The organism is Winogradskyella sp. HB-48 (assembly GCF_049942685.1).
Taxonomy (GTDB): domain Bacteria; phylum Bacteroidota; class Bacteroidia; order Flavobacteriales; family Flavobacteriaceae; genus Winogradskyella.
The window spans coordinates 1,769,941-1,792,177 of the sequence record NZ_CP187934.1 but is presented as its reverse complement, the minus strand read 5'-3'; the positions used below and the strand labels follow the sequence as shown (position 1 = coordinate 1,792,177).

Sequence of the window (22,237 nt, the reverse complement as noted above, 5' to 3'; positions counted from 1 at the left end):
CTAATATTTCAACATTTTAACGGTTCGGCTGTAACTACCAGAACTAATTTTTATAAGATAAACACCTGTATTTCTTAACTGGAGATCGTGAGTGGTTTGCGAGGTAATGTTAAGTGTTTTATCAATTACTTTTTTACCAAGCACATCATAAACTGCAATATCATACTGTGCTGCACTGTTAAAGGTGATTGTTCCATTACCAACACTTATATCATTAGTTTTATTAAAAGCTTCAATTGATAAAAGTGCCGAACCAAAACCATAATCGCTACCCTTTAAATCTGGCGATTGACGTGATTGATCTGAGTTGGTGATTAAAAAATACCAATCAAAAACTTCTGTGCCAGAAGGGATTGTAGTAGTGTTTAACATAGGTTCTTCTAAGTAGTTCCTAGTAGCTGGATTAAAAGTAGCAACATAATACCCTAATCCAGAGTCATAAGTTAGAGGAATCATTGTCGATACATCAGAAAAATCATCATGGTAATCCCATGTCAAAGGATCTGCATCGATTTGCAAACCCGTGTATAAATACAAATTGGGATCACTTAAGGGGTCAAAAACAGAATAGTCTCCAAGCTCACCATATTTTAAGGTCAAAGTACCAGAATTTATATCACAAGGATTAGGAACAAGCTCTATTTGGGCTTGGCTTATTCCGAACATAAGTAATGTTAGATATAGTAGTTTTGTTTTCATATTTAAGGCTATTTTAATCTAAGATAGTAAATTCTATCAAAATAAACTTTCAATAATTATTGAAAGTTTAAAATTTATCATATCTTTGTAATATGAAACAAAGATTAAAAACTTTTATTAATCAATAATAAAATGTTTTTAATAAGAGAGTGAGAGCAACGAACGTTTGCACGAGCTTTCTACTTTTAATTTAATTTTACAGAAATTAAAATAGAAATTGAGTGAAATATCAAGAAGCAAAAGAAAAGTTTATTAGTACTTGGGGAAGTTTAGGTACACTTTGGGGTATCAATAAGGCGATGGCTCAAATACAGGCTTTGCTTTTTATTTCTACTAAACCTCTATCCATGGAAGACATTATGGAAGAGCTTCAGATCTCCCGTGGTAACACGAGCATGAACTTAAGGCAGCTTATAGATTGGGGAATTGTAACTAAAGTATTAGTATCTGGTGAGCGAAAAGAATTTTTCACAACAGAAAAAGATGTGCAAGAATTGGCACGAACCATTGCTAAAGAACGTAGCCGCAGAGAAATAAAACCAGTTATAAAGGTTTTAGAAGAAGTATCTTCTATTGAAGATGATGGTACCAAGAAAACACAAGAATTGATAAAACAAACTAAAGCTTTAAAAGAACTAACAGACGATTTGGATACGTTAATGAACAAGTTAGTAAACCAAAAACAAAACTGGTTCACTAAGTCTGTTTTAAAGCTAATGAAGTAGACAATATTTTTTTAAATTTAATTTTCAATATTTTTTGAAAGTTTTAAAATAATAGAATTATGAAAAGATTATACAACATTAACAAATGGTTAATCATAATTACACTTCTCCTCTACTTAACGTTCTATTTAGGAATGCTCTTTCAGATGGTTTTAGGTGTGGGTCAGGTACTCATGAGTTTTTACATGCTTTATAATTACAACAAACTTGAAAAGCAGATAAAATTTCTTTTCAACATTTATTTAGTATCAGTCGTAACTATACTTTCAGTTATTGCCTTTGGAAAAATTATAAGCACAGGCTTCATAACCATACATCTAATAATTCCGATGCTCATTGCTTTTTTTCATTTATATATCACCTATAGAATTCAAAAATCATGAACAAAAATCTAAAGACACCTTTTGGAAAAATTGATTTTTCATGGAGAAAAACGTTTTGGTTATACACAATGCTATTTCCAATCTTATTTATTGATTTCTCATCAATTCAATGGCAAGATTTAGCTTTAAACATTTTACTCTTGTTCTTAACTGTAGGTATAGGTCACTCTGTCGGTTTACATAGAGGCATCATTCATAAATCCTACAAAACAAGCAAAGCATTTAGAAAAATTAGCCTTTATCTTTTTGTATTAACAGGATTGGGAAGTCCATTAAATTGGTTAAAACAGCATTACTTTAGAGACTATTGGCAAAACAGAAATGATTGCCCTAGATATTTTCAATATAAACATTCTTTGTTCACAGATTACTACTGGAATGTTCATCTAACTTTTATTCCAAAAGATTTAGCGCGTTATCAAATTCCAGAAGAGGATTTAAACGATTCAACTATACTTTGGCTGCATAAAACATGGCAATTACATTATATCATCTTTATGCTCCTACTGTATTTTCTTGTTGATTTTAACAGCATGCTTATTGCAACATGTTTACGTACAACTATCATAATTCTTGGCCACTGGTATATTGGCTATGCGTCACATAAATACGGTTATTCAAGACATAAGATTAAAGACGCTGATGAAAGTGGCTATAATGACATTTTATTAGGGCTTATCTCATTTGGTGAGGGTTTTCACAACAACCATCATTCTTATCCAACCTCAGCAAAATTCTCTTCAAGATGGTACGAAATTGATTTTGGCTGGATGATAGCGTGGCTATTAAAAAAGTCAAAAATAATTACATCTGTAAAAACCCAAAAAGGAAATTTAAAACAAACAGCTATTGCCTTTAATTCTACAAATTGGAGATTGCCTAAACTATAACACCATGAAAACACAATCCATACCTTACAGCAATTTCGCAGAACAAAACCGAATAGAAATGGTAGATTTTTACAACGAAGCTACTGAAGACTATGAGTTTTGGAGTAACGATTACAACATGCATTTTGGCTATTTTGTTCCGTTTAAAACAAACCTTTTCAAACGTGATTCTATGCTCAATGAAATGAACATGCAAGTCTCAAAACGGTTAAACATCAGCAAAACTAAAAATAGACTTATTGATTTGGGTTGTGGCATGGGAGCCACTATGCGATATACATTAAAAAAGTACAAAAATGTAATTGCTTACGGAGTAACATTGTCTGACTTTCAGGTGCAAAAAGGCAATGAATTATTAAAAGGCAAGAACGGTATCATACTCAAGGAAAATTATAACCACACATCATTTCAATCTAATACGTTTGATTCTGCTGTAGCTATTGAAAGCTTTTGTCATTCAGGTCACAATTTTAGTTCTCTAAAAGAGATGCATAGACTTTTAAAGCCAGGTGGACGTTTTGTAATAGCCGACGCTTTTCTAAAAAAGGAAAGATCACAACTCTGTAAAGGTGGAAAATACGCTTACAACAAATTATGCAGTCATTGGAGTCTAGAGAAATTAGAGACACATCAATTCATCAAAAAAAGTCTAGAAGATTTAGGTTTTAAAGATATTAAGGTTGAAGATATATCATTTAGAGTTGCCCCATCTGTACTACATGTTCCTTTTGCGATAGCAGGTTTTATTCTAAAAAATTTATTTGGATTTAAAAACCTTAAAAGAGAAAGTCTCCACAACTTAAAAGGGTCTTTCTATGCCTTGTTATCTGGTTTGCACATGAAAAGTTTTGGGTACTACATCATTAGCGCAACCAAACGTTAGGAAAATGTGAACACATACTTATCGTCTTAATATTTTACCTATTTTTGGCTTAGCAATGAGAACGAAAAATGGCTAACCATAAATTAAATCCTAACAACTGGATTGATTTGTATTCAGACTATCTATTTAACTATACCATCTCTAGAGTTAACGATAGAGCAATGGCACAAGATTTAGTGTCCGAAACCTTTCTGGCTGGTCTAAAATCTATGAGTAATTTTAAGGGAGAAGCCTCTGAACGAACATGGTTAATCTCTATACTTAAACGCAAAATCATAGATTATTACCGAAAAATAAATTCTAACAAAGGAAAAGCCGAAGTTAGAATGACCTATAATAGCGATACTGAATCTGAAGGTGATTGGCTCGAGGAACGCGTAGCTGATCCTTTTGATAAAACTGCTGAAGACAAACTAGAGAATAAAGAATTGGGCAATGCAATTTATGATTGTTTGTCTAAGCTGCCCCAAAAACAAGCTGAAGTTTTTAAGATGAAAACCATTTTGGATTACGACACCGAAACTATTTGTAATGAATTAGATATTACTTCGTCTAACCTTTGGGTATTAATACATAGAGCAAGAACAGCTTTAGCTGATTGCATGGAAGAAAACTGGTTTTAAAAACAAAAATGAAAAAAAGTTTTTTATTTATAAGCTGTGAAGAAGCCAAGCATATTTGTGATAAGTCACAATATGGTGAAGCTACAGGTTGGGAGCGTATTAAGTTGGCTATTAGGCTTTCTTGGTGCCGTGTTACAAGAGCTTATTCTAACAGAAACAATAAACTAACAGATGTTATAGAACATGCCGAAGTTAATTGTTTAAAAAACGATGAACGCAACAAAATAAAACAGCTATTCGAAGAAGAGTTAGCGAAGCACCAATAAAACAAGCAACCATAAAATTGGTAAACTCTCTACCCAAAATGCACTATAATATTTCGATTGGTTTTTGTGGGCAAACACTACAAAAAACAGAGTTATAATCACTATTACACTATTTGAAATAATAGCTTTACTTGTTATTTCGTCCTTAAAATATTCCAAGAAGAAGAATACCATTAACAATAAAACACCAATAATTTTAGTCTTCTTTACCCCAATACGTTGAGGGATTGTCGCTAGTTTCACACTATCATAAATTAAATCTCTTATCTCAAAAGGTAACATCAATACAATCACAAAAATAAAACGCTGAACTCCTGTTATTACAACATCTGTATTAATATGAAAATCATTATCAATTAAGGGTAAAAATAGAGTAGCAAACACCCAAACTAAAGCAATAATATAAATCTTTAATCCACTAATTTGTCTTAGGTTTTTTTGACTATCCCTAAAGTATCGTATAGGCATTAAAGGAATAGCGTACAGAAAAGTAACTAGTCCAAAAACCGAAAGGTATATGATTGAATTTATATTTAGTTTTAGAGCAAAATAGCCCATCCCAAAAAAAGCAAATAAAGAAAATATCTGTATTGCTTTTAGCCATGCTGCTAAGCTTCTATGATGAAACTTTGCAACACCAAAATACTTTACAAAATTATAGCCTGTTATAGTGGCAAAAAAAACAAAAGAGAGTACCGCTAGGTCACATTCTAATTCAAACTGAATGAACGTTACCCAAGTCATAGCTACTACAGCCAAAGCCACATGAATACTGCTATTTATGTAGAAGTTAAATATTTGCCTTAAAGTATCCATTAAACAAAAATAATCATTGTGTTAATAACCTCTGTTTTCGGTTAAAAACTTTAATAATTACAACCAAAAAAGAGAGTCGATTTCCGTATTTTTGCATATCAAAAAATTAGCGGAATAAAGAATGAATACGACCTCTTTTGCACTTAGACACATTGGCCCAAACCAAGATGAACAAAAAGCGATGCTTAACACCATTGGTGCTACAAGCATAGATCAATTAATTTCAGAAACTATACCAGCTGGCATACGTCTTAAAAAAGACCTAGACTTAAAACCAGCAATGAGCGAGCAAGAATATCTTAATCACATTTATAGATTATCTCAGCTTAATAAAGTTTATAAATCTTACATCGGTTTGGGATATCATCCTTCTAACTTACCAGCGGTTATCCAACGTAATATTTTAGAAAACCCAGGTTGGTATACAGCTTACACACCATACCAAGCAGAAATAGCCCAAGGTCGATTAGAAGCGTTATTAAATTTCCAAACTATGGTCATTGATTTAACCGGAATGGAGATTGCTAATGCTTCGCTTTTAGATGAAAGTACAGCTGCTGCGGAAGCCATGAGCTTATTATTTGCAGTTAGAGATCGCGATCAGAAAAAAGCAGGTATCAACAAATTCTTTGTTTCTGATTTAGTGTTACCGCAAACCATTGCCTTATTAGAAACTAGAGCAACACCTATTGGTATAGAATTAGAAATTGGCAACGAAGCCGAATACAATTTATCTGGTGAATATTTCGGTGCACTCATACAATATCCTGGAAAAAATGGACAAATCACAGACATAAAATCTTTTATAGAAAAAGCGAACGCTCATAATATAAAAGTAGCTGTTGCAGCAGACATTTTAAGTTTAGTAAAACTAGAGGCGCCAGGAAAATTTGGTGCAGATGTTGTTTTAGGTACTACCCAACGTTTTGGAATACCTATGGGTTACGGTGGTCCGCATGCTGCTTTTTTTGCTACAAAAGAAGCTTACAAACGTGACATTCCTGGTCGTATTATTGGTGTGACAAAAGACACCAATGGCAACAGGGCATTGCGTATGGCTTTACAAACTAGAGAACAGCACATTAAAAGAGATAAAGCAACATCTAATATTTGTACAGCACAAGTATTATTAGCTGTTATGGCAGGAATGTATGCTGTATATCATGGCCCAAAAGGTTTAGAGTTTATTGCGAACAAAGTTCAAAATACTACTGCAACTTTAGCTTCTGCTTTGGAAAAACTAGGACTAGAACAGGTAAATACACATTACTTTGACACTATTCAAATAAAAGCAGATCCTGTTAAAGTAAAATACGAAGCAGAAAAGAAAGAAGTTAATTTCTATTACCCTGATAACAACACGGTTACTATTGCTATAAATGAAACTACTACTATTTCGGACTTAAATGAAATTATTTCAATTTTTGAAGATGTAACCAAAAATAAAACTGAAAAAATTACCACCATTTCTGAAGCTAACACAATTCCTGATGCGTTAAAGCGTCAAACAGATTTTTTAACCTTTGACGTGTTTAATTCATACCATTCTGAAACAGAATTAATGCGCTATATTAAGAAATTAGAGCGTAAGGATTTAGCCTTAAATCATTCAATGATATCCCTTGGTTCTTGTACAATGAAGTTAAATGCTGCTTCTGAAATGTTACCTCTTAGCTGGCCAAGTTGGGGGAACATGCATCCTTTTGTCCCCAAAGAACAAGCCGCTGGTTATCAATTATTGCTTACAGAACTCGAAAATCAACTAACCGAAATTACGGGCTTTGCAGCCACATCTCTACAACCAAATTCCGGTGCTCAAGGTGAGTTCGCTGGCCTTATGGTTATAAAAGCTTATCATGAATCTCGTGGTGATCACCACAGAAACATTTGCTTAATTCCGTCGTCTGCACATGGAACAAATCCAGCAAGTGCAGTTATGGCTGGTATGAAAGTCGTGGTAACAAAAGCTTCTGAAGATGGCAACATCGATATTGATGATTTAAAAGAAAAAGCAGAATTGCATAAAGACAACCTTTCTGCTTTAATGGTAACTTATCCTTCTACTCATGGTGTGTACGAATCTGCAATTAAAGAAATAACAAAGATTATTCACGATAATGGTGGCCAAGTTTACATGGATGGTGCTAATATGAACGCTCAAGTTGGTTTAACCAATCCAGGAAATATTGGTGCAGACGTATGTCATCTTAACCTACATAAAACCTTTGCCATTCCTCACGGAGGTGGTGGGCCAGGTGTAGGGCCAATTTGTGTTGCAGAACAACTAGTACCTTTTTTGCCCGGTAATCCAATCGTAAAAACAGGCGGACATCAAGCTATCTCTGCTATTTCAGCAGCACCTTTCGGATCAGCTTTAGCATGTATAATTTCTTATGGCTATATCTCAATGCTAGGTGCAAAAGGCTTAAAACAAGCTACAGAAGTTGCAATTCTTAATGCCAACTACATTAAAGAGCGTTTGGAAGGTTATTATCCAACTTTATATACTGGTGAAAACGGTAGAGCTGCCCATGAAATGATTATAGACTGTCGAGATTTTAAAGCCAATGGCATTGAAGTTACTGATATTGCTAAACGTTTAATGGACTATGGTTTCCATGCTCCAACAGTATCGTTCCCAGTTGCAGGCACTATGATGATAGAACCTACAGAAAGTGAGAGTAAAGCTGAAATGGATCGTTTTTGTGATGCCATGATTTCTATTCGTCAGGAAATTGATAATGCTTCAAAAGAAGAACCTAACAATGTACTTAAAAATGCACCTCATACACTAGAAATGCTAACTTCAGACGAATGGTTATTACCATATACTCGTGAAGCTGCCGCATTTCCTCTAGACTATATTAAAGACAATAAATTCTGGCCAAGTGTAAGACGTGTTGATGATGCTTATGGTGACAGAAACTTAATTTGTAGCTGTGCGCCAATTGAAGATTTTATTGAAGCTTAGATTTAGATAAATATAAATTAGAAAAGTGCTCAAAAAGAGCACTTTTTTTATTTTATTTTTAAAAGAATGCCAAATAATTGAGAATTTAAAAAAAATATCATTTTCACAAGGCTAATTCATTCTTAAATATAAGAGTTTAACTAGTTTAGTATATTAATAGCAATTTTTTAGATATGGGAATTAAAATCACAGGTACAGGTAGTTATATTCCAAAAAATATAGAAAAAAACGAAGACTTTCATCAACATCAATTTTTGAATGCTGATGGCTCTAAGATAGATTACCCTAATGATGTTATTGTAGAAAAATTTAAAGCCATTACTGGTATTGTTGAGCGTCGTTATGCCGATGACCAACTAGTAGCGTCTGATATTGGCTTCCTTGCTGCACAAAAAGCTATTGATGATGCCAATATAGATGCAGAAACAATTGACTATATTATCTGCGCACACAATTTTGGTGATGTTAGAGCAAACACCATACAAAGTGATATTCTGCCTTGTTTGGCTTCTCGCATAAAGCATAGGCTACGTATTAAAAATCCTAAATGTGTGGCTTATGATATTTTATTTGGCTGCCCAGGTTGGGTAGAAGGTGTTATACAAGCGCAAGCGTTTATTAAAGCAGGTATGGCAAAACGCTGTCTAGTAATTGGTGCGGAAACATTATCTCGTGTGGTAGATAAGCACGATAGAGACTCCATGATCTATTCTGATGGTGCTGGTGCCAGCATTGTAGAAGCTACTGATGATAGTAAGAGTGGGATTTTAGCCCATGAATCCGCTTCCTTTACTTATGATGAAGCTTATTATTTATATTTTGGAAATTCTAACAATAAAGCGTTATGTCCAGATACACGCTACATAAAAATGCATGGTCGCAAAATATATGAATTTGCCCTTACCAATGTAGCACAAGCCATGAAAGATTGTTTAGAAAAAAGTGGTGTAGATATTTCTGAGGTAAAGAAAGTTTTAATACATCAAGCCAACGAAAAAATGGACGAAGCTATTATTAATCGTTTTTACAGACTCTTCAAGTCCAAAGCACCTGAGGGCATTATGCCAATGAGTATTCATAAATTAGGAAATAGCTCTGTGGCTACTGTACCAACGCTTTTCGATTTAATAAGAAACAATAAACTTGAAGATCACCAAATCCATAAAGGAGATGTTATTATATTTGCAAGTGTTGGCGCTGGTATGCATATCAACGCCATTGTTTACAGATATTAATAAAACTATACCGCTGTTGCGGAAATGTAATGTACGAAAAAACATATCCTAACAAGCGATTTAAACTCACACTTCAGTTTTTAAAAAAGCACATCTCAACCAATGAAACCATTTTAGATTTGGGTGTTAAAAATCCTTTTTCTGAAATTATGGTTTCCGAAGGTTATACTGTTGAAAACACCAAAGGCGAAGACCTTGACGAAAACCGTTCTACAATAGAAAATTCTTCAGCTGATGTTGTTACTGCGTTTGAAATTTTTGAACACTTACTCTCTCCTTACGAGGTTTTAAAATCCATTAAAGCTGAAAAACTAGTTATTAGTGTGCCCTTAAGATTATGGTTTGCATCTGCCTACAGAAGCAAAACCGACCAATGGGACAGACATTACCATGAGTTTGAAGATTGGCAACTTGATTGGTTATTGGAAAAAACAGGCTGGAAAATTATAGGCCGTCAACAATGGACAAATCCTGTAAAAAAATTAGGTATTAGACCGCTTTTAAGACACTTTACAAATCGGTATTATATTGTTTATGCTATTAAAAATTCCAAATAACAATTCCTAAATTCCAATTGCTTTTATTTAGTTTTGGAATTTAGAATTTGAAATTTGAACATTTACATCATCATACCTGCTCATAATGAAGATGACTTTATTGGCAAAACACTAGAGTCACTAGCCAAACAAACGCTTTTGCCTAAAAAGTTAATTGTGGTTAATGATAATTCTACAGACCAAACAGAAGCTATTGTAGATGATTTTTCAAAAACACATCCTTGGATTTCTCAGGTGATTTCAAAATCATCAGATCAGCATCTACCTGGTTCAAAAATTATAAATGCGTTTTATAAGGGTTTTGAAACTTTAGATGATAACTATGATGTGATTTGCAAGTTCGATGCCGACCTTATTTTTCCGGATAATTATTTAGAAACTCTGGCTAATCATTTTAGTAAAAACTCTAAACTTGGTATGGCTTCTGGTTTTTGTTATATCGAAAAAGACAATGATTGGATTCTTGAAAACCTAACCAACAAAGATCATATTCGTGGTGCATTAAAGGCTTACAAAAAAGAATGTTTTGAACAAATAGGTCGGTTAAAACCTTCAATGGGTTGGGACACTGTAGATGAGCTTTTAGCAAAATACCATGGTTGGGAAATTCTAACTGACGAAACGCTACATGTAAAACATCTTAAACCAACTGGTCAATCATACAATAAAGCTTCTAAACATCTACAAGGAGAAGCGATGTATAAAATGCGTTATGGGTTTTGGATTACCCTAATCTCTGCCTTAAAACTAGCGTCTAAAAAAGAAAGTTTCAGATTATTTACAGATTATATGTCTGGGTATTTTAAAGCAAAATCTTCAAAAAACGAATTTCTAGTTTCTATAGATGAAGGTAAGTTTATTAGAGATTTGCGTTGGAAAGGGATTTTTAAAAAGTTATTTTAATCAATTACAAAACCTAAAACATCACCAGTAGCACCATTAGGAAAACTGATACCTAAGAGTGCTGAGATTGTTGGTGCTATATCAGGAATAATTGTTTTGTTGTAGGTCTCACCATGTTTAATTCCTTTTCCAAAAAACAATAGCGGTACATGTGTATCGTAGTTAAGCCCGCTACCATGAGTAGACCCTTTTTTGCTATAAGCTATGTATGCAATATCATCTACCACAATGACATCACCCGAACGCTTTTGATTAAAACCATTCTGCAGTAAAGCTTCTATTCCGGTGGTAAAGTTTGTACTATTCATCGCAGTAGCTGTATAAACCTTTGCAATATTAGGATAGCTAATTTGTTCATCTACAAGTGCCTGTTCAACATCATGAATATCTAAACCTAGCTCTTTCAATTTTTCTTTATTAAAAAACAATTGGTTATTACTCACATTTTCAACAATATCAATAGTTCCATATTTTTCGTTTAAAAACTCTTGAAATCGTGCTTTTCTATCATTATAATCTAAATATCCTGAAGGAATTTTCAAAGATTGTAAATATGCAGGTACATCAACAGCTCCATGGTCTGCCGTTAAAAAAGCGGTGTATTCTCCAACGCCCACCTTCTCATCTAAATAATTAAAAAAACGCTCTAAGTCTTTATCTAATCTTATATAAGTATCTTCTATTTCTTTAGAATTTACCCCAAAATTATGACCTACATAATCCGTTGAAGAAAAGCTTACCGTTAATACATCTGTATCTTTATCTTGTCCTAAATTCTCACCTTTAATTGCTGCCAGAGCAAAGTCTACAGTTAAACTGTTTCCGTAAGCTGTTGTTTTTAAAATATCATAGCCATCATTTTCAGATTGAAGGGCAGCTAAATCATAAGGAAAGGTTGCTGTTGACTTCCCCTTAAAACCTCGTTCATACTCATTTAAATCCGAACCGCTTTCAATATAAGTTTCGATAGGTTTGTATGTATCCCAAACTTTCAAGTATGATTTAACTATGTCAGAGCTATTAAAATCATTTACCCATTGCGGCAGATCATCCCTGTAGAATGTACTCGTAATCCAAACCCCTTCATCTTTACCATGAAACCAATAAGCTGCATTAGCTGTATGACCAGCAGGTAAAATAGCACCTCTGTCCTTTATAGCAATGCCAATAGTTTTACCCCTCATTTGTGTAAATAGCCTGTTTTCATCAGCAACAGTTGTGGTTAGCATTCTATGTGGTGACATTTTTCCTGCAGTAGTTTCTGTTCCTACAGAAGCTACTGAATCATCTTGGGCACAATAAACAGTTTCTTTAATATTCTTATCGTACCAGTTATTAGATATGATGCCATGATACTTTGGTGTTGTTCCTGTATAAACTGAAGCATGCCCAGGTCCCGTATAAGTGGGCACATAGTTAAAATGATTGTTCTTACAATTAAATCCTTCATTTATCATTCGCTTAAAACCACCTTCGCCAAACTTAGATTCAAATCGTGTTAAGTAATCGTATCGCATTTGATCTACCACAATACCAACTACTAATTTTGGCCTTAAGTTGGTTTCATTTTGCATTTCAACCAATACATTATCATTGACGTTCTCTTGCGCTCCACATGAACAAAACAAGAATAAAAAGATGATTAAAGAGAAGATACGTTTCATAATATTGCAACCATTTTATAATCTTCAAAAATACGTTTTTTAGAGTATCTTAATTTAAATTAACATTAATAAACTCATCTTTTTTCATACTTTAGCACTAAGAATTTCATACATGAAGTACCTTCATAATATTGGCACTTACTTTATAATGATTAAGGATATGTTTCGCAAACCTACAAAATGGTCTGTGCTAAAAACCTTGATTCTTAAAGATATTGATGATCTCATCATAGGTTCACTAGGTATCGTAGCTTTTATTGCCTTTTTTGTTGGTGGTGTTGTTGCTATACAAACATCATTGAATATCAGCAACCCTCTAATCCCAAAATATCTAGTAGGCTTTGCTACACGCCAGTCTATAATCCTAGAGTTTGCGCCTACTTTTATCTCTATTATTATGGCAGGTAAAGTTGGTTCTTTTATTACCTCTAGTATTGGTACGATGCGTGTTACCGAGCAAATTGATGCTTTGGAGGTCATGGGCATCAATGCCATAAATTATTTGGTATTTCCTAAATTTATTGCGCTTACACTTTATCCCTTCGTAATTTCAATTGCTATGTTTTTAGGTATTTTAGGAGGTTTGGCAGCTTGTGTATATGGTGGTTATGGGACTTTAGAAGACTATATTGAAGGAGTACAGAATGATTTTACACCTTTTCATATGACTTATGCTTTCATAAAAACCATGGTTTTTGCTTTTATCCTTGCCACCATACCATCGTATTATGGTTACTTTATGAAAGGTGGAGCTCTGGAAGTTGGTAAGGCAAGTACAACCTCTTTTGTTTGGACAAGTGTTGTTATAATTCTTCTAAACTTTTTATTAACCAGTTTACTATTAGGCTAATGATAGAAGTTAAGGATTTACATAAATCGTTTGGTGAAGCGCATATTTTAAAAGGTATTTCAACTGTTTTTGATAAAGGTAAAACCAATTTGGTCATTGGTCAGAGTGGCTCTGGCAAAACGGTATTTTTAAAGTGCCTCTTAGGGTTATTTGAATATGAACAAGGCTGTATTTCTTATGATGGCAAAGTTTTTAGTAATCTTAGCAGAAATGAAAGAACGGAATTGCGCTCTGAAATAGGAATGGTCTTTCAAGGAAGTGCACTCTTTGATTCTATGACTATTGCTGAAAACGTCATGTTTCCTTTACGCATGTTTACCAAACAAAGTAAGAGCGAAATGGAAGATCGTGTAGACTTTGTGTTGAAACGCGTAAATCTCGATGGTGCACACCATAAAATGCCAAGTGAAGCTTCTGGTGGTATGCAGAAACGTGTTGCTATTGCCAGAGCTATTGTAAATAATCCAAAATATTTGTTTTGTGATGAACCCAACTCAGGATTGGATCCTAAAACAGCTATCGTTATAGATAATCTCATACAGGAAATAACGGACGAATACCAAATAACCACAGTTATTAATTCTCACGATATGAACTCTGTAATGGAAATTGGAGAGAAAATCGTCTTCTTAAAAGATGGTTATAAAGAATGGGAAGGCTCAAAAGAAACCATCTTTAAAACAGAAAATGAAGCCGTAACCAACTTTGTTTATTCTTCGGAATTATTTAAAAAAGTACGTAGAATGTATTTAGAAGAAAATCAATAGATTTTAATCCCTTTTCACCCTTACTTTATCTGATTTAAGCTCTTGTTTAAGCCATAATAACAACTCTGCTTCTTTTGCTGATGCTATACTATCATTTAAATTTTCCTTCCATCGAATATTTGCAACGGTTATAGTATCCACATTTTTAAAATCATTTGATTCTAGCATTTTGGCATAACTAAAGTACTTTAAATCATTAAATCTTATTTTAGCATCTTTAGCTAACAACATAAAGGAGTTGTTGTCTAACAAATTACTTTTTTCGCTAAATATAGCTTTTAACGTATCAAGTTCTAATTGTCTTACAAACAAAAGGCTATCACGTTGCTCAATAGTAATCAGTGCTTTATTATAAAGATCCATCAAACGTTCTGTGCTCACATTTTTGTTCCCATTAATAACTAAATCAAAATCATTTATATTTTGATAGCCATTAAGTTCCTTCCTGAGATCGCTCTCTGTAGCTTCACTAATTTCACCATTAAAATAAAGTGTAATTCTCTTTTTTTCAGGCTCTATTTTTTCGCGTTGTAGCCAAAGTGATTCGTTTTCTTCAATTTCGTGTTTTAAAAATTGTTTGTAATCACTATCCATTTGACTTTCCCTAAGTACCTTAATAAAGGTGTAAATAGGCCACGCCATTACAATAATGGCAATCAAAAGTGCCAGTTGAGAAATACGTTTACGTTTTTTAGAGTTAGCATATTTCAACATAGGGAAACGAAGCACTTTCAAAACAATAAAAGTGGCTAGAGCGATGAATATGGTATTGATGCCAAAAAGATACATCGCACCACCAAAATAATCCCAATTACTTTTAGCCAAACCATAACCAGCTGTACATAATGGTGGCATTAAGGCAGTAGCGATAGCAACACCAAAGATTACAGAAGCTATAGTTCCTTTTTTAGTACGTGCTATTATTAATGCTAAACCACCAAAAAATGCTATAAGAACGTCTCTAATATCTGGTTTTGTTCTTCCTAATAATTCTGAAGTATCCTCACTTAAAGGAAAAAATTTAAAGAATAACCATGCAGTTAATAAACTCAAAACAATCATGACAGCAAGATTAATCATAGATTTTCTGAGCGTATCAATATCATTAATTGCTATGGATAAACCAACACCAAGAATTGGCCCCATTAAGGGTGAGATTAACATGGCACCAATAACCACAGCAGTAGAGTTAGCATTCAACCCAACTGAGGCTACCATAATGGAACAAACCAAAATCCAAGCTGTCGCACCCTTAAACGGTATATCTGCTTTGATTGCTGCAATTGTAGAATCTCTATCAGTATCATCCCTGAAATCTAAAAGCTCACTTAGAAAATTTGAAATACTCGCAAACAGACCCTGAGCATCCTTTTTTACCGCTTCCTTTTTTTCTTCAACGGCAGCCTCTTTATTCATTTCGTTTGTTACTCTCGAGTTCTCGTCCTCAGAAAAGTTGAATTTATTTTCGTTACTCATATGTTAACCATATTCTTCTCCAAAGTTAGCTTTAACGTTTTGGAGTACTTTTTTAATATCTTGTTCTTTTGCTTTAGGAAAGATAAGCAAAACTTCGTCTTTATCTACAATGATGTAATCTTTTAATCCTTCTACAACAACTATTTTATCTTTTTTGGATCTAATCATATTACCAGAAGCATCCTCCGCTAAAACTCTAGCGTTAACCACAGCATTACCACTAGTATCTTTATCTAACTTGTCATAAAGGCTTCCCCAAGTGCCTAGATCATTCCAATCAAATGTTGCTGGTATGACAAATACATTGTCGCTCTTTTCCATTATTGCATAATCTACAGAAATATTTTCTGCCTTGGAATAATTGTTCTTAATAAAATCATCTTCAGCGTTCGTGTTATATTTATCATAACCGTGTTCAAAGAGCTGATATAATTCTGGTTGATTTCTTTGAAAAGCAGCTACAACCGATTTTGCACTCCACATAAATATTCCTGCATTCCAAAGAAAATTACCTTGTGCTAAAAAAGATTTAGCTGTTTCGTAATCTGGCTTCTCTCTAAACTGATTTACCGGTTTTATTTTGGCTTCACTTCGACTACGCTCAGTGACCGTGTCAAATTCTATATATCCATAACCTGTATTTGGAAATGTTGGTGTAATACCCAAAGTCATCAAGGCATCATTAGACTCACAATAATCAAAGGCTGTTTGTACATTGTTTGAAAATGCGTGTTCATCCTCTATCCAGTGATCACTTGGCGCTACAATCATTACTGCATTTTCGTTTTCTTTTTTGATTTTCAACGATGCATATAAAATACATGGCGCTGTATTTCGCATAGCTGGCTCTAATACAACCTGACGCTTTGTAACACTTGGCAATTGTTCAAAAACCAAATCATTATAACGCTCATTTGTAAGAATAAAAATATTTTCTTCTGGAATAAGTTTTGCTAAGCGATTAAAGGTTTTTTGGATTAAAGTATCTCCTGTTCCTAGCATATCATGAAACTGTTTAGGAAAGTTTTGTGTACTTACTGGCCAAAATCGTGAGCCTACTCCACCTGCCATTAAAATGGCGTAATAATTTTTGTTTTTCATTAATCTAAAATTTCTACCTCAGCATTAGGGTTAAACAAATATAGTTTACCTGTTTTTACCTCAACACATTCTATACGTTTTCTTCTTGTATTTCCTTTTCTAAATACTCTACCATTATAGAGTTTAAAAGTTTTACCCAAAGGTACTTCAAAAACGTAGGTTTTATCTTTACCTTCGTCGAATTGCTTCAATGCTAAGGCGAGTTGCGTATCTGTGTCGCTTGATGCTTTTGGGTTTTTAAAGTGTTTGGCAAGTAATGGCAACAATTCTAACGGAAACACTTCTGGTCTTAAAAAAGGCAACATTAAATGCTGAAAAGTTAGTTTCCACTCTTTACCATGTGGCTTTATAAATCGACCGAATTTAGTGTATGCTTCAAAATGAGCAATTTCATGAACAAGTGTAATTAAAAATCGATAAGCATTTAAATTCGCATTTACCGTTATCTGATGTTTACCACTAGGCAATTGTCTGTAATCACCATGCTTGGTCTTACGCTCTTGCTTTACTTTAACCACTAAATTATCCTTTGCCAGTAGGGCTTTAAGCTGAGCATGTGCTTTCTCTGGCACAAAGTTTAAAAGTTGATTTTGCATTGATGCAAAAATAGATGATTTAAGAAATTAATTTTTAATCACCATCATTTTACTAGTATTATCAATTCTTAGTAAGTAAAGCCCTGTGGCAGCGACGTTAATCTTTAAAGTTGTAGTGGTGCTTACCTCATCAAAATTTCTATTTAAAATATCTATTTGCCTACCACTAATATCAAATATTTCAATCGTTTCAGTTCCATCAGTGTTGGCAATAAAAATCTCACCATCCGTTACTGGATTAGGATAAATAACGATAGCTTCGTGGTTGTCCTCTATACTTAAAGAACCTGTAAAATAAGGTATTGCAAAATTAAATGTATCTTCTGCGACTGTATGCCCAATAAATCTTCCGGGAATGTCATCAGCAGGTGGATGGATACCGCCCCAAATTCTACTTAAACTGGTTTGGTCTGATGCGTCTTGATAAGTAGCCCATTGCAATACTACATCAACAGAAGGACCTTCCTCAAACTCTAAAAATTCGTTTGCCCTAGCAACAAACTCACCTAATCCACCTGGAAAAAATTCACTCCCAGTCATCATGGTCATTAACTCTGATGCAGCCCTAGAAAATGTTGAATGTCCAGAAACATAACCTGCAAAAGGTGGCGTAACAAATGTTGGCCTTTGATACGGATACCAATCCTCAGCTAAAATCCAGCCAACACCTGCCTGATCAGTTTCTGTATTACCAATAAAGTCATGGCCTTTCCATGTGTAAAGTTTTATCTTTCCGACATGTTGATTAGCAAAACCTGCTAATGGATCACCAGCTTCAACTACTTCTATATAACCATCTATCAATTCTATTCCGCCAATATGATAATTATCTAAAGTAATATCTGTGCTCTGCCCACGTTCTGCCATAGAACGTATTGCAGAAATTGGTCTAATGTAATCGTACCAACCTTTTACACTCCATGCAGAAATTGCCGCATCATGCATACCACCTCCCAAAATAAAATAGGCTTTAACATCCCATTCTAAAGAATCTAAAATATCGCCTTGACCCTCAAATCGTCTTTCGAACATTGGGTGATCATTTACATAATTTAGTATAGAAAACCAGTGTCCGGGTGGTGTCTCAGAATCTGGTCCATCAGCCCAAAACTCAGCAAGTACTCTAGCATAATCACCTCTAGGTACCATATTAACCTCATATGGATTACCTGTTACAGGATTTATTGTATGGCCACTACTATCAAATCCACCGTCAAAGAAATTATAGAAGTTAGGATATTCCGTAAAACTAGTTGGAAAGGTGCTTATATCAACATTACCAATAGAATTAGGTGAAATATCCCACATAACTCCATCGTTTTGGTCTAAGTGAGATTGCCACACAGAAACCATAGAAAATCCCCATTTATAAGCATCGCTTGCTTCATTTTCTTCAGTTAAACTTATGTAAGGTGGATCAGAAGGATCATGAAATATGTGGTAATCATTTCCATCTCGCTGATAGGTTACCTTATCTTCTTCACTCAATGCAAAACCATAAACATTTCCCCATTCCGGACTTAAAAATGGTGGTACGTTACTATCTATAATATTTCCTCCCTGATCAATAAATGAATCCAGACCTAATGGCTGCCAACGGTTTGGATCTTGAATTGGAGGATTATTATTATCGTCTAATGCATAAGCTTGATTTGCTGGCTGGTAGTAGGCATTGTCGTAACCTGTTGCTTCTCTCGATCCATCTTGTAAACCATAATCTATAATAGACTGAGCAATAAAATTACCTAATGCTGCTGCATCCCCATCTTCGTACATTAAAGATGTATTATTGATATCATAACCTAACTTTTCCATGAGTAAATCAAACCTTGCTTGAGTTTCTTCAAGTCCTGGAGAATTTTGAAAACGGTGTGTCATCAAACGATACATAGCATAACTAATCGCCTTACTTACCGAAACTTCCAAATCTTCATTTGGCGTAAAATCTTCCAACACTGTTGTAAAACCATGAACTGTATTTCCTATTAAATACGGTGTAGCTGTATCGTCGTAGATTGCCCAAGCATCGTACATTGCAACACTGGTATGAAACAAGTTTCTTGCATGTACTGTAGGTCTTGCAAAATCGTCTCTAATAGCTTCTAATAATGCTTCATTCCATAGTCTTGCAATCGAAACATTTTCAGGAAGATTATCAACCCCTAATTCTACATCTATTGCTACTTCCTGACTAGAGCATTGCTCATCTGTTTCAGTAATAGCTACTCTTCCTGAATCTTCTAAATGCCACCTAACAGTTATTGTGTTTGTGCCTTGGCCACTTATTAATTCTCCACCTGAAACAATCCAATTTGCTGTAGAACCAGGCGCAATGTTATATGTATATATTTCTGTTCTTAAGAAAGAAGAATTTGTATTACCTACTATAGTTTGAGAAGGTAAATAAACACACGAGCCATCATCTAATGTAGCATCTGGATTGTAGTTACAAGAAACAGGGTCTGTACATCCATATACTTTCTGACTTGGGGTAATATTTAAAACCTCTAAGCCAACGCCTTCAGTTAATTTTACTGTAGTATTTGAAGATATATTTGTATAATTTTCTACTAATCCTGAAGGCCACTCTACCTCTAGATTAAGTACTTGTGTTGCATCATTTAAACCAAAATGTACTGCCTGCAAACTTTGACTTAAAAAACCTACTCCAGTGTAGTAACGCTTTAAAATTCCATTTGCAGTTGTTAGTGTTAATGTTGTGCCAATTGCATTTCTGTTAGATGTTGTACCTTGCAAATGAACTTTGAACCAATTTAAGGTTGTATCAGCATCATCAAAATTCAAAAGTTTATTTTCATAAAAAATTACAGAACCATCACCATTAGTAATCAACATATCTATATCACCATCATTGTCATAATCAAAATCTACTACTTCTACACTTTCCGTGTTGTCATTTACACCTAATTCAATTGAAGCATTTTCAAAAATCGGTTGCCCTTGACTATGAAGGTTTCTATAATAGACATTTTGCTCTGGTCCTCTGGCTTCAAAATCATAACCATTCACGATAAATAAATCTTCATCACCATCTAAGTCAAAGTCCGAAAATCGTGCTCCCCAAGCCCAACCTGATCCAGCAATTCCGTAAGAAGCAGAAGCATCAGAAAAATTATTTGACCCATTATTTTGTAGGAGAACATTTTCATCAATTCCAGTATGGAAAAAATCAAAATCACCATCATTATCAAAATCACCTATGGCAAGCCCCATATCATCTATCATATTATCTAATCCATAGGTTGCTGCATCTTCTGCAAACGAAGTACCATTCTGATTGATGTATAAATAGTTTGGGTCTTCCAAATCATTTGTGACAATTAAATCCATCCACCCATCATTATTTACATCAAAAGGAAATGGTGTATAACTGTATTTTGATTCTGCTTCCATAAGTCCTAACGTAGCTGTAACATCCGTAAAAGTATTATTACCATTATTTCTATACATAGAATTAGAATCGCACCTACTCCAATCAGTAATGTAAATGTCCAATAAACCGTCATTATTATAATCTAACCAAGTGGCACCAATGTTTAAACAATCGTTAGTTGCACCAAAACCAGAAATCTGAGTAACATTGGCAAACGTGCCATTACCAAGATTTCTCCACAGCTGTACCTTTAAAGAATAGGTTAAAAACAAGTCTGGAAAGCCATCGTTATTATAGTCTCCCCAAGATGCGCTGAACTTATATCCTTGTTGTGCCAAAGTGAGTTGTACGTCTTCTTCAGCGGTTAGCAATTCTACTAATCCAGATGCTTCTGTGACATCAGTGAAAGATCCGTCATTATTATTTCTATAAAGACGGCTAAAACTAGTTGTATCATCAGGGTTTTCAACGGCATTAGCAACAATAAAAATATCTAGATCGTTATCCCCATCATAATCTGCAACTGCAACACCATTATTGTGAGCCAAATTTTCTAGACCAGCAACAGTTTCTATACGTTCAAAATTTTGAGCACCAATAAATTGATTTATAAATACTATTATAAGAAAGCTTAGTAAGGATTGCTTACAGTTGGGTAATTTTATAACCATAAGTTTTTTTTTTAAATATAGAAATTACCTTATAATTTTAATAATTCTGGCAGCAAATTCATATGATAAAAGGTATTGGTCGCTTTTTTATGCAATTCACCCTTATAATCATGTGCCGTATACCCAAAAACATCAAATCCTCCTTTTACAGCAGCTTCAATTCCTATCGAACTATCTTCTATTACCAAACATTCGTCAATTGTAAATCCCATAGCTCTAGAAGCCCACAAAAAAACAGCTGGATCTGGTTTCCATTTTCCAATAGTGTAACAACTAAATATTGTTTTTTCCTGAAAAAAAGATGATAGACCTGTGAGCTCTAAGTTGAGCTTTATTTTATTCATTGGCCCACTTGAAGCCACACAAAATGGAATTGTCAAATCTCGAAGTACATCTTTGACACCATCAATAGGCTTAATCTCATTTTTAAATCTTTTGAATGATTCTTTTCTATATTGCTCTTCAAAATCATTTGGCAGCTCTTGCGTAATTAGCTTTGAAATTTTGTTAGCACACTCATTAAAGCTATTTCCTTTAAAATGCATGTAGGCGTACTCTAGGTCAATATAAGCACCCAATTGATTGGCTAAATCTACCATCACTTGATTACTGATTGGTTCGCTATCGACCAAAACACCATCACAATCAAAAATAATGCACTTATATTTTTTAGATTTTGGTTTCATTCAACGGATTACACATGACATAAAAATGGTGACAATCGTCACATTTAAATTCAAAAAATTTCTTTAAATTTAAGTTCTTAG

The 22,237-nt window shown here is 34.1% G+C and carries 20 protein-coding genes; 12 read left to right on the top strand and 8 right to left on the bottom strand.

Annotation, left to right across the window (positions count from 1 at the left end; genetic code table 11):
- Positions 1-699: a T9SS type A sorting domain-containing protein gene (locus tag ACPX19_RS07945; RefSeq protein ID WP_426429474.1), complete on the bottom strand. Its 699-nt coding sequence runs from the start codon at positions 697-699 to the stop codon at positions 1-3.
- A gap of 221 nt (positions 700-920) precedes the next feature.
- On the opposite strand from ACPX19_RS07945, the gene ACPX19_RS07940 reads away from it, so the two are divergent.
- The 6 genes from ACPX19_RS07940 (at position 921) to ACPX19_RS07915 (ending at position 4,469) form a co-directional block, all read left to right on the top strand.
- Positions 921-1,424, top strand: a complete 504-nt coding sequence (locus tag ACPX19_RS07940; RefSeq protein ID WP_426429473.1) for a GbsR/MarR family transcriptional regulator — start codon at positions 921-923, stop codon at positions 1,422-1,424.
- A gap of 59 nt (positions 1,425-1,483) precedes the next feature.
- Positions 1,484-1,807 (top strand): hypothetical protein, encoded by a 324-nt coding sequence (locus ACPX19_RS07935; RefSeq protein WP_426429472.1) that lies wholly within the window; start codon positions 1,484-1,486, stop codon positions 1,805-1,807.
- Positions 1,804-2,697, top strand: coding sequence for a fatty acid desaturase (locus ACPX19_RS07930; protein ID WP_426429471.1), 894 nt, complete (start codon positions 1,804-1,806; stop codon positions 2,695-2,697). Before ACPX19_RS07935 ends, ACPX19_RS07930 begins: the two co-directional genes overlap by 4 nt.
- A gap of 4 nt (positions 2,698-2,701) precedes the next feature.
- Positions 2,702-3,580, top strand: coding sequence for a methyltransferase domain-containing protein (locus tag ACPX19_RS07925; RefSeq protein WP_426429470.1), 879 nt, complete (start codon positions 2,702-2,704; stop codon positions 3,578-3,580).
- 68 nt (positions 3,581-3,648) lie between these two features.
- Entirely contained in the window at positions 3,649-4,203 is a 555-nt protein-coding gene (locus ACPX19_RS07920) for a sigma-70 family RNA polymerase sigma factor (protein ID WP_426429468.1), read from the top strand.
- Positions 4,204-4,211: 8 nt separating this feature from the next.
- Entirely contained in the window at positions 4,212-4,469 is a 258-nt protein-coding gene (locus ACPX19_RS07915; RefSeq protein WP_426429467.1) for a hypothetical protein, read from the top strand.
- On the opposite strand, the gene ACPX19_RS07910 is transcribed toward ACPX19_RS07915, so the two are convergent.
- Positions 4,452-5,285, bottom strand: a complete 834-nt coding sequence (locus ACPX19_RS07910) for a hypothetical protein (RefSeq protein WP_426429466.1) — start codon at positions 5,283-5,285, stop codon at positions 4,452-4,454. The two genes, ACPX19_RS07915 and ACPX19_RS07910, sit on opposite strands and share 18 nt — an antisense overlap.
- 121 nt (positions 5,286-5,406) lie before the next feature.
- Between ACPX19_RS07910 and gcvP the strand changes: the two genes are divergently transcribed.
- The 4 genes from gcvP to ACPX19_RS07890 all read left to right on the top strand — a co-directional run bounded on the left by gcvP (position 5,407) and on the right by ACPX19_RS07890 (position 10,951).
- Complete coding sequence (gene gcvP, locus ACPX19_RS07905) at positions 5,407-8,256, top strand: aminomethyl-transferring glycine dehydrogenase (protein WP_426429465.1); 2,850 nt, start codon at positions 5,407-5,409, stop codon at positions 8,254-8,256.
- A 173-nt stretch (positions 8,257-8,429) separates the two neighbouring features.
- The gene (locus ACPX19_RS07900) at positions 8,430-9,491 is read left to right on the top strand and encodes a 3-oxoacyl-ACP synthase III family protein (protein WP_426429464.1); all 1,062 of its coding nucleotides are present in this window, start codon (positions 8,430-8,432) and stop codon (positions 9,489-9,491) included.
- A gap of 29 nt (positions 9,492-9,520) precedes the next feature.
- Complete coding sequence (locus ACPX19_RS07895) at positions 9,521-10,048, top strand: methyltransferase (RefSeq protein ID WP_426429463.1); 528 nt, start codon at positions 9,521-9,523, stop codon at positions 10,046-10,048.
- A 54-nt stretch (positions 10,049-10,102) separates the two neighbouring features.
- On the top strand, positions 10,103-10,951 hold the full coding sequence (locus ACPX19_RS07890; RefSeq protein ID WP_426429462.1) for a glycosyltransferase family 2 protein: 849 nt from the start codon (positions 10,103-10,105) through the stop codon (positions 10,949-10,951).
- Here ACPX19_RS07890 and pafA read toward each other — a convergent pair.
- Entirely contained in the window at positions 10,948-12,615 is a 1,668-nt protein-coding gene (pafA, locus tag ACPX19_RS07885) for an alkaline phosphatase PafA (RefSeq protein WP_426429461.1), read from the bottom strand. The genes ACPX19_RS07890 and pafA overlap by 4 nt on opposite strands.
- Before the next feature lie 112 nt (positions 12,616-12,727).
- On the opposite strand from pafA, the gene ACPX19_RS07880 reads away from it, so the two are divergent.
- Together ACPX19_RS07880 and ACPX19_RS07875 are read left to right on the top strand one after the other, a co-directional pair.
- Positions 12,728-13,465 (top strand): MlaE family ABC transporter permease, encoded by a 738-nt coding sequence (locus ACPX19_RS07880; RefSeq protein WP_426429460.1) that lies wholly within the window; start codon positions 12,728-12,730, stop codon positions 13,463-13,465.
- Complete coding sequence (locus tag ACPX19_RS07875) at positions 13,465-14,232, top strand: ABC transporter ATP-binding protein (protein WP_426429459.1); 768 nt, start codon at positions 13,465-13,467, stop codon at positions 14,230-14,232. Before ACPX19_RS07880 ends, ACPX19_RS07875 begins: the two co-directional genes overlap by 1 nt.
- A gap of 3 nt (positions 14,233-14,235) precedes the next feature.
- Here ACPX19_RS07875 and ACPX19_RS07870 read toward each other — a convergent pair whose 3' ends face one another.
- The 5 genes from ACPX19_RS07870 to ACPX19_RS07850 are packed head-to-tail and all read right to left on the bottom strand — an operon-like array spanning position 14,236 to position 22,156.
- Complete coding sequence (locus ACPX19_RS07870) at positions 14,236-15,708, bottom strand: DUF389 domain-containing protein (protein WP_426429458.1); 1,473 nt, start codon at positions 15,706-15,708, stop codon at positions 14,236-14,238.
- A gap of 3 nt (positions 15,709-15,711) precedes the next feature.
- On the bottom strand, positions 15,712-16,809 hold the full coding sequence (locus ACPX19_RS07865; RefSeq protein WP_426429457.1) for a mannose-1-phosphate guanylyltransferase: 1,098 nt from the start codon (positions 16,807-16,809) through the stop codon (positions 15,712-15,714).
- Positions 16,809-17,405 carry a SprT-like domain-containing protein gene (locus ACPX19_RS07860; protein WP_426429456.1) on the bottom strand — a complete coding sequence of 199 codons (597 nt, stop codon included), beginning with the start codon at positions 17,403-17,405 and terminating at the stop codon, positions 16,809-16,811. Before ACPX19_RS07860 ends, ACPX19_RS07865 begins: the two co-directional genes overlap by 1 nt.
- Positions 17,406-17,432: 27 nt before the next feature.
- Positions 17,433-21,470: an FG-GAP-like repeat-containing protein gene (locus tag ACPX19_RS07855; RefSeq protein WP_426429455.1), complete on the bottom strand. Its 4,038-nt coding sequence runs from the start codon at positions 21,468-21,470 to the stop codon at positions 17,433-17,435.
- A gap of 29 nt (positions 21,471-21,499) precedes the next feature.
- Positions 21,500-22,156, bottom strand: coding sequence for an HAD family hydrolase (locus ACPX19_RS07850; protein ID WP_426429454.1), 657 nt, complete (start codon positions 22,154-22,156; stop codon positions 21,500-21,502).
- Positions 22,157-22,237: the final 81 nt, after the last annotated feature.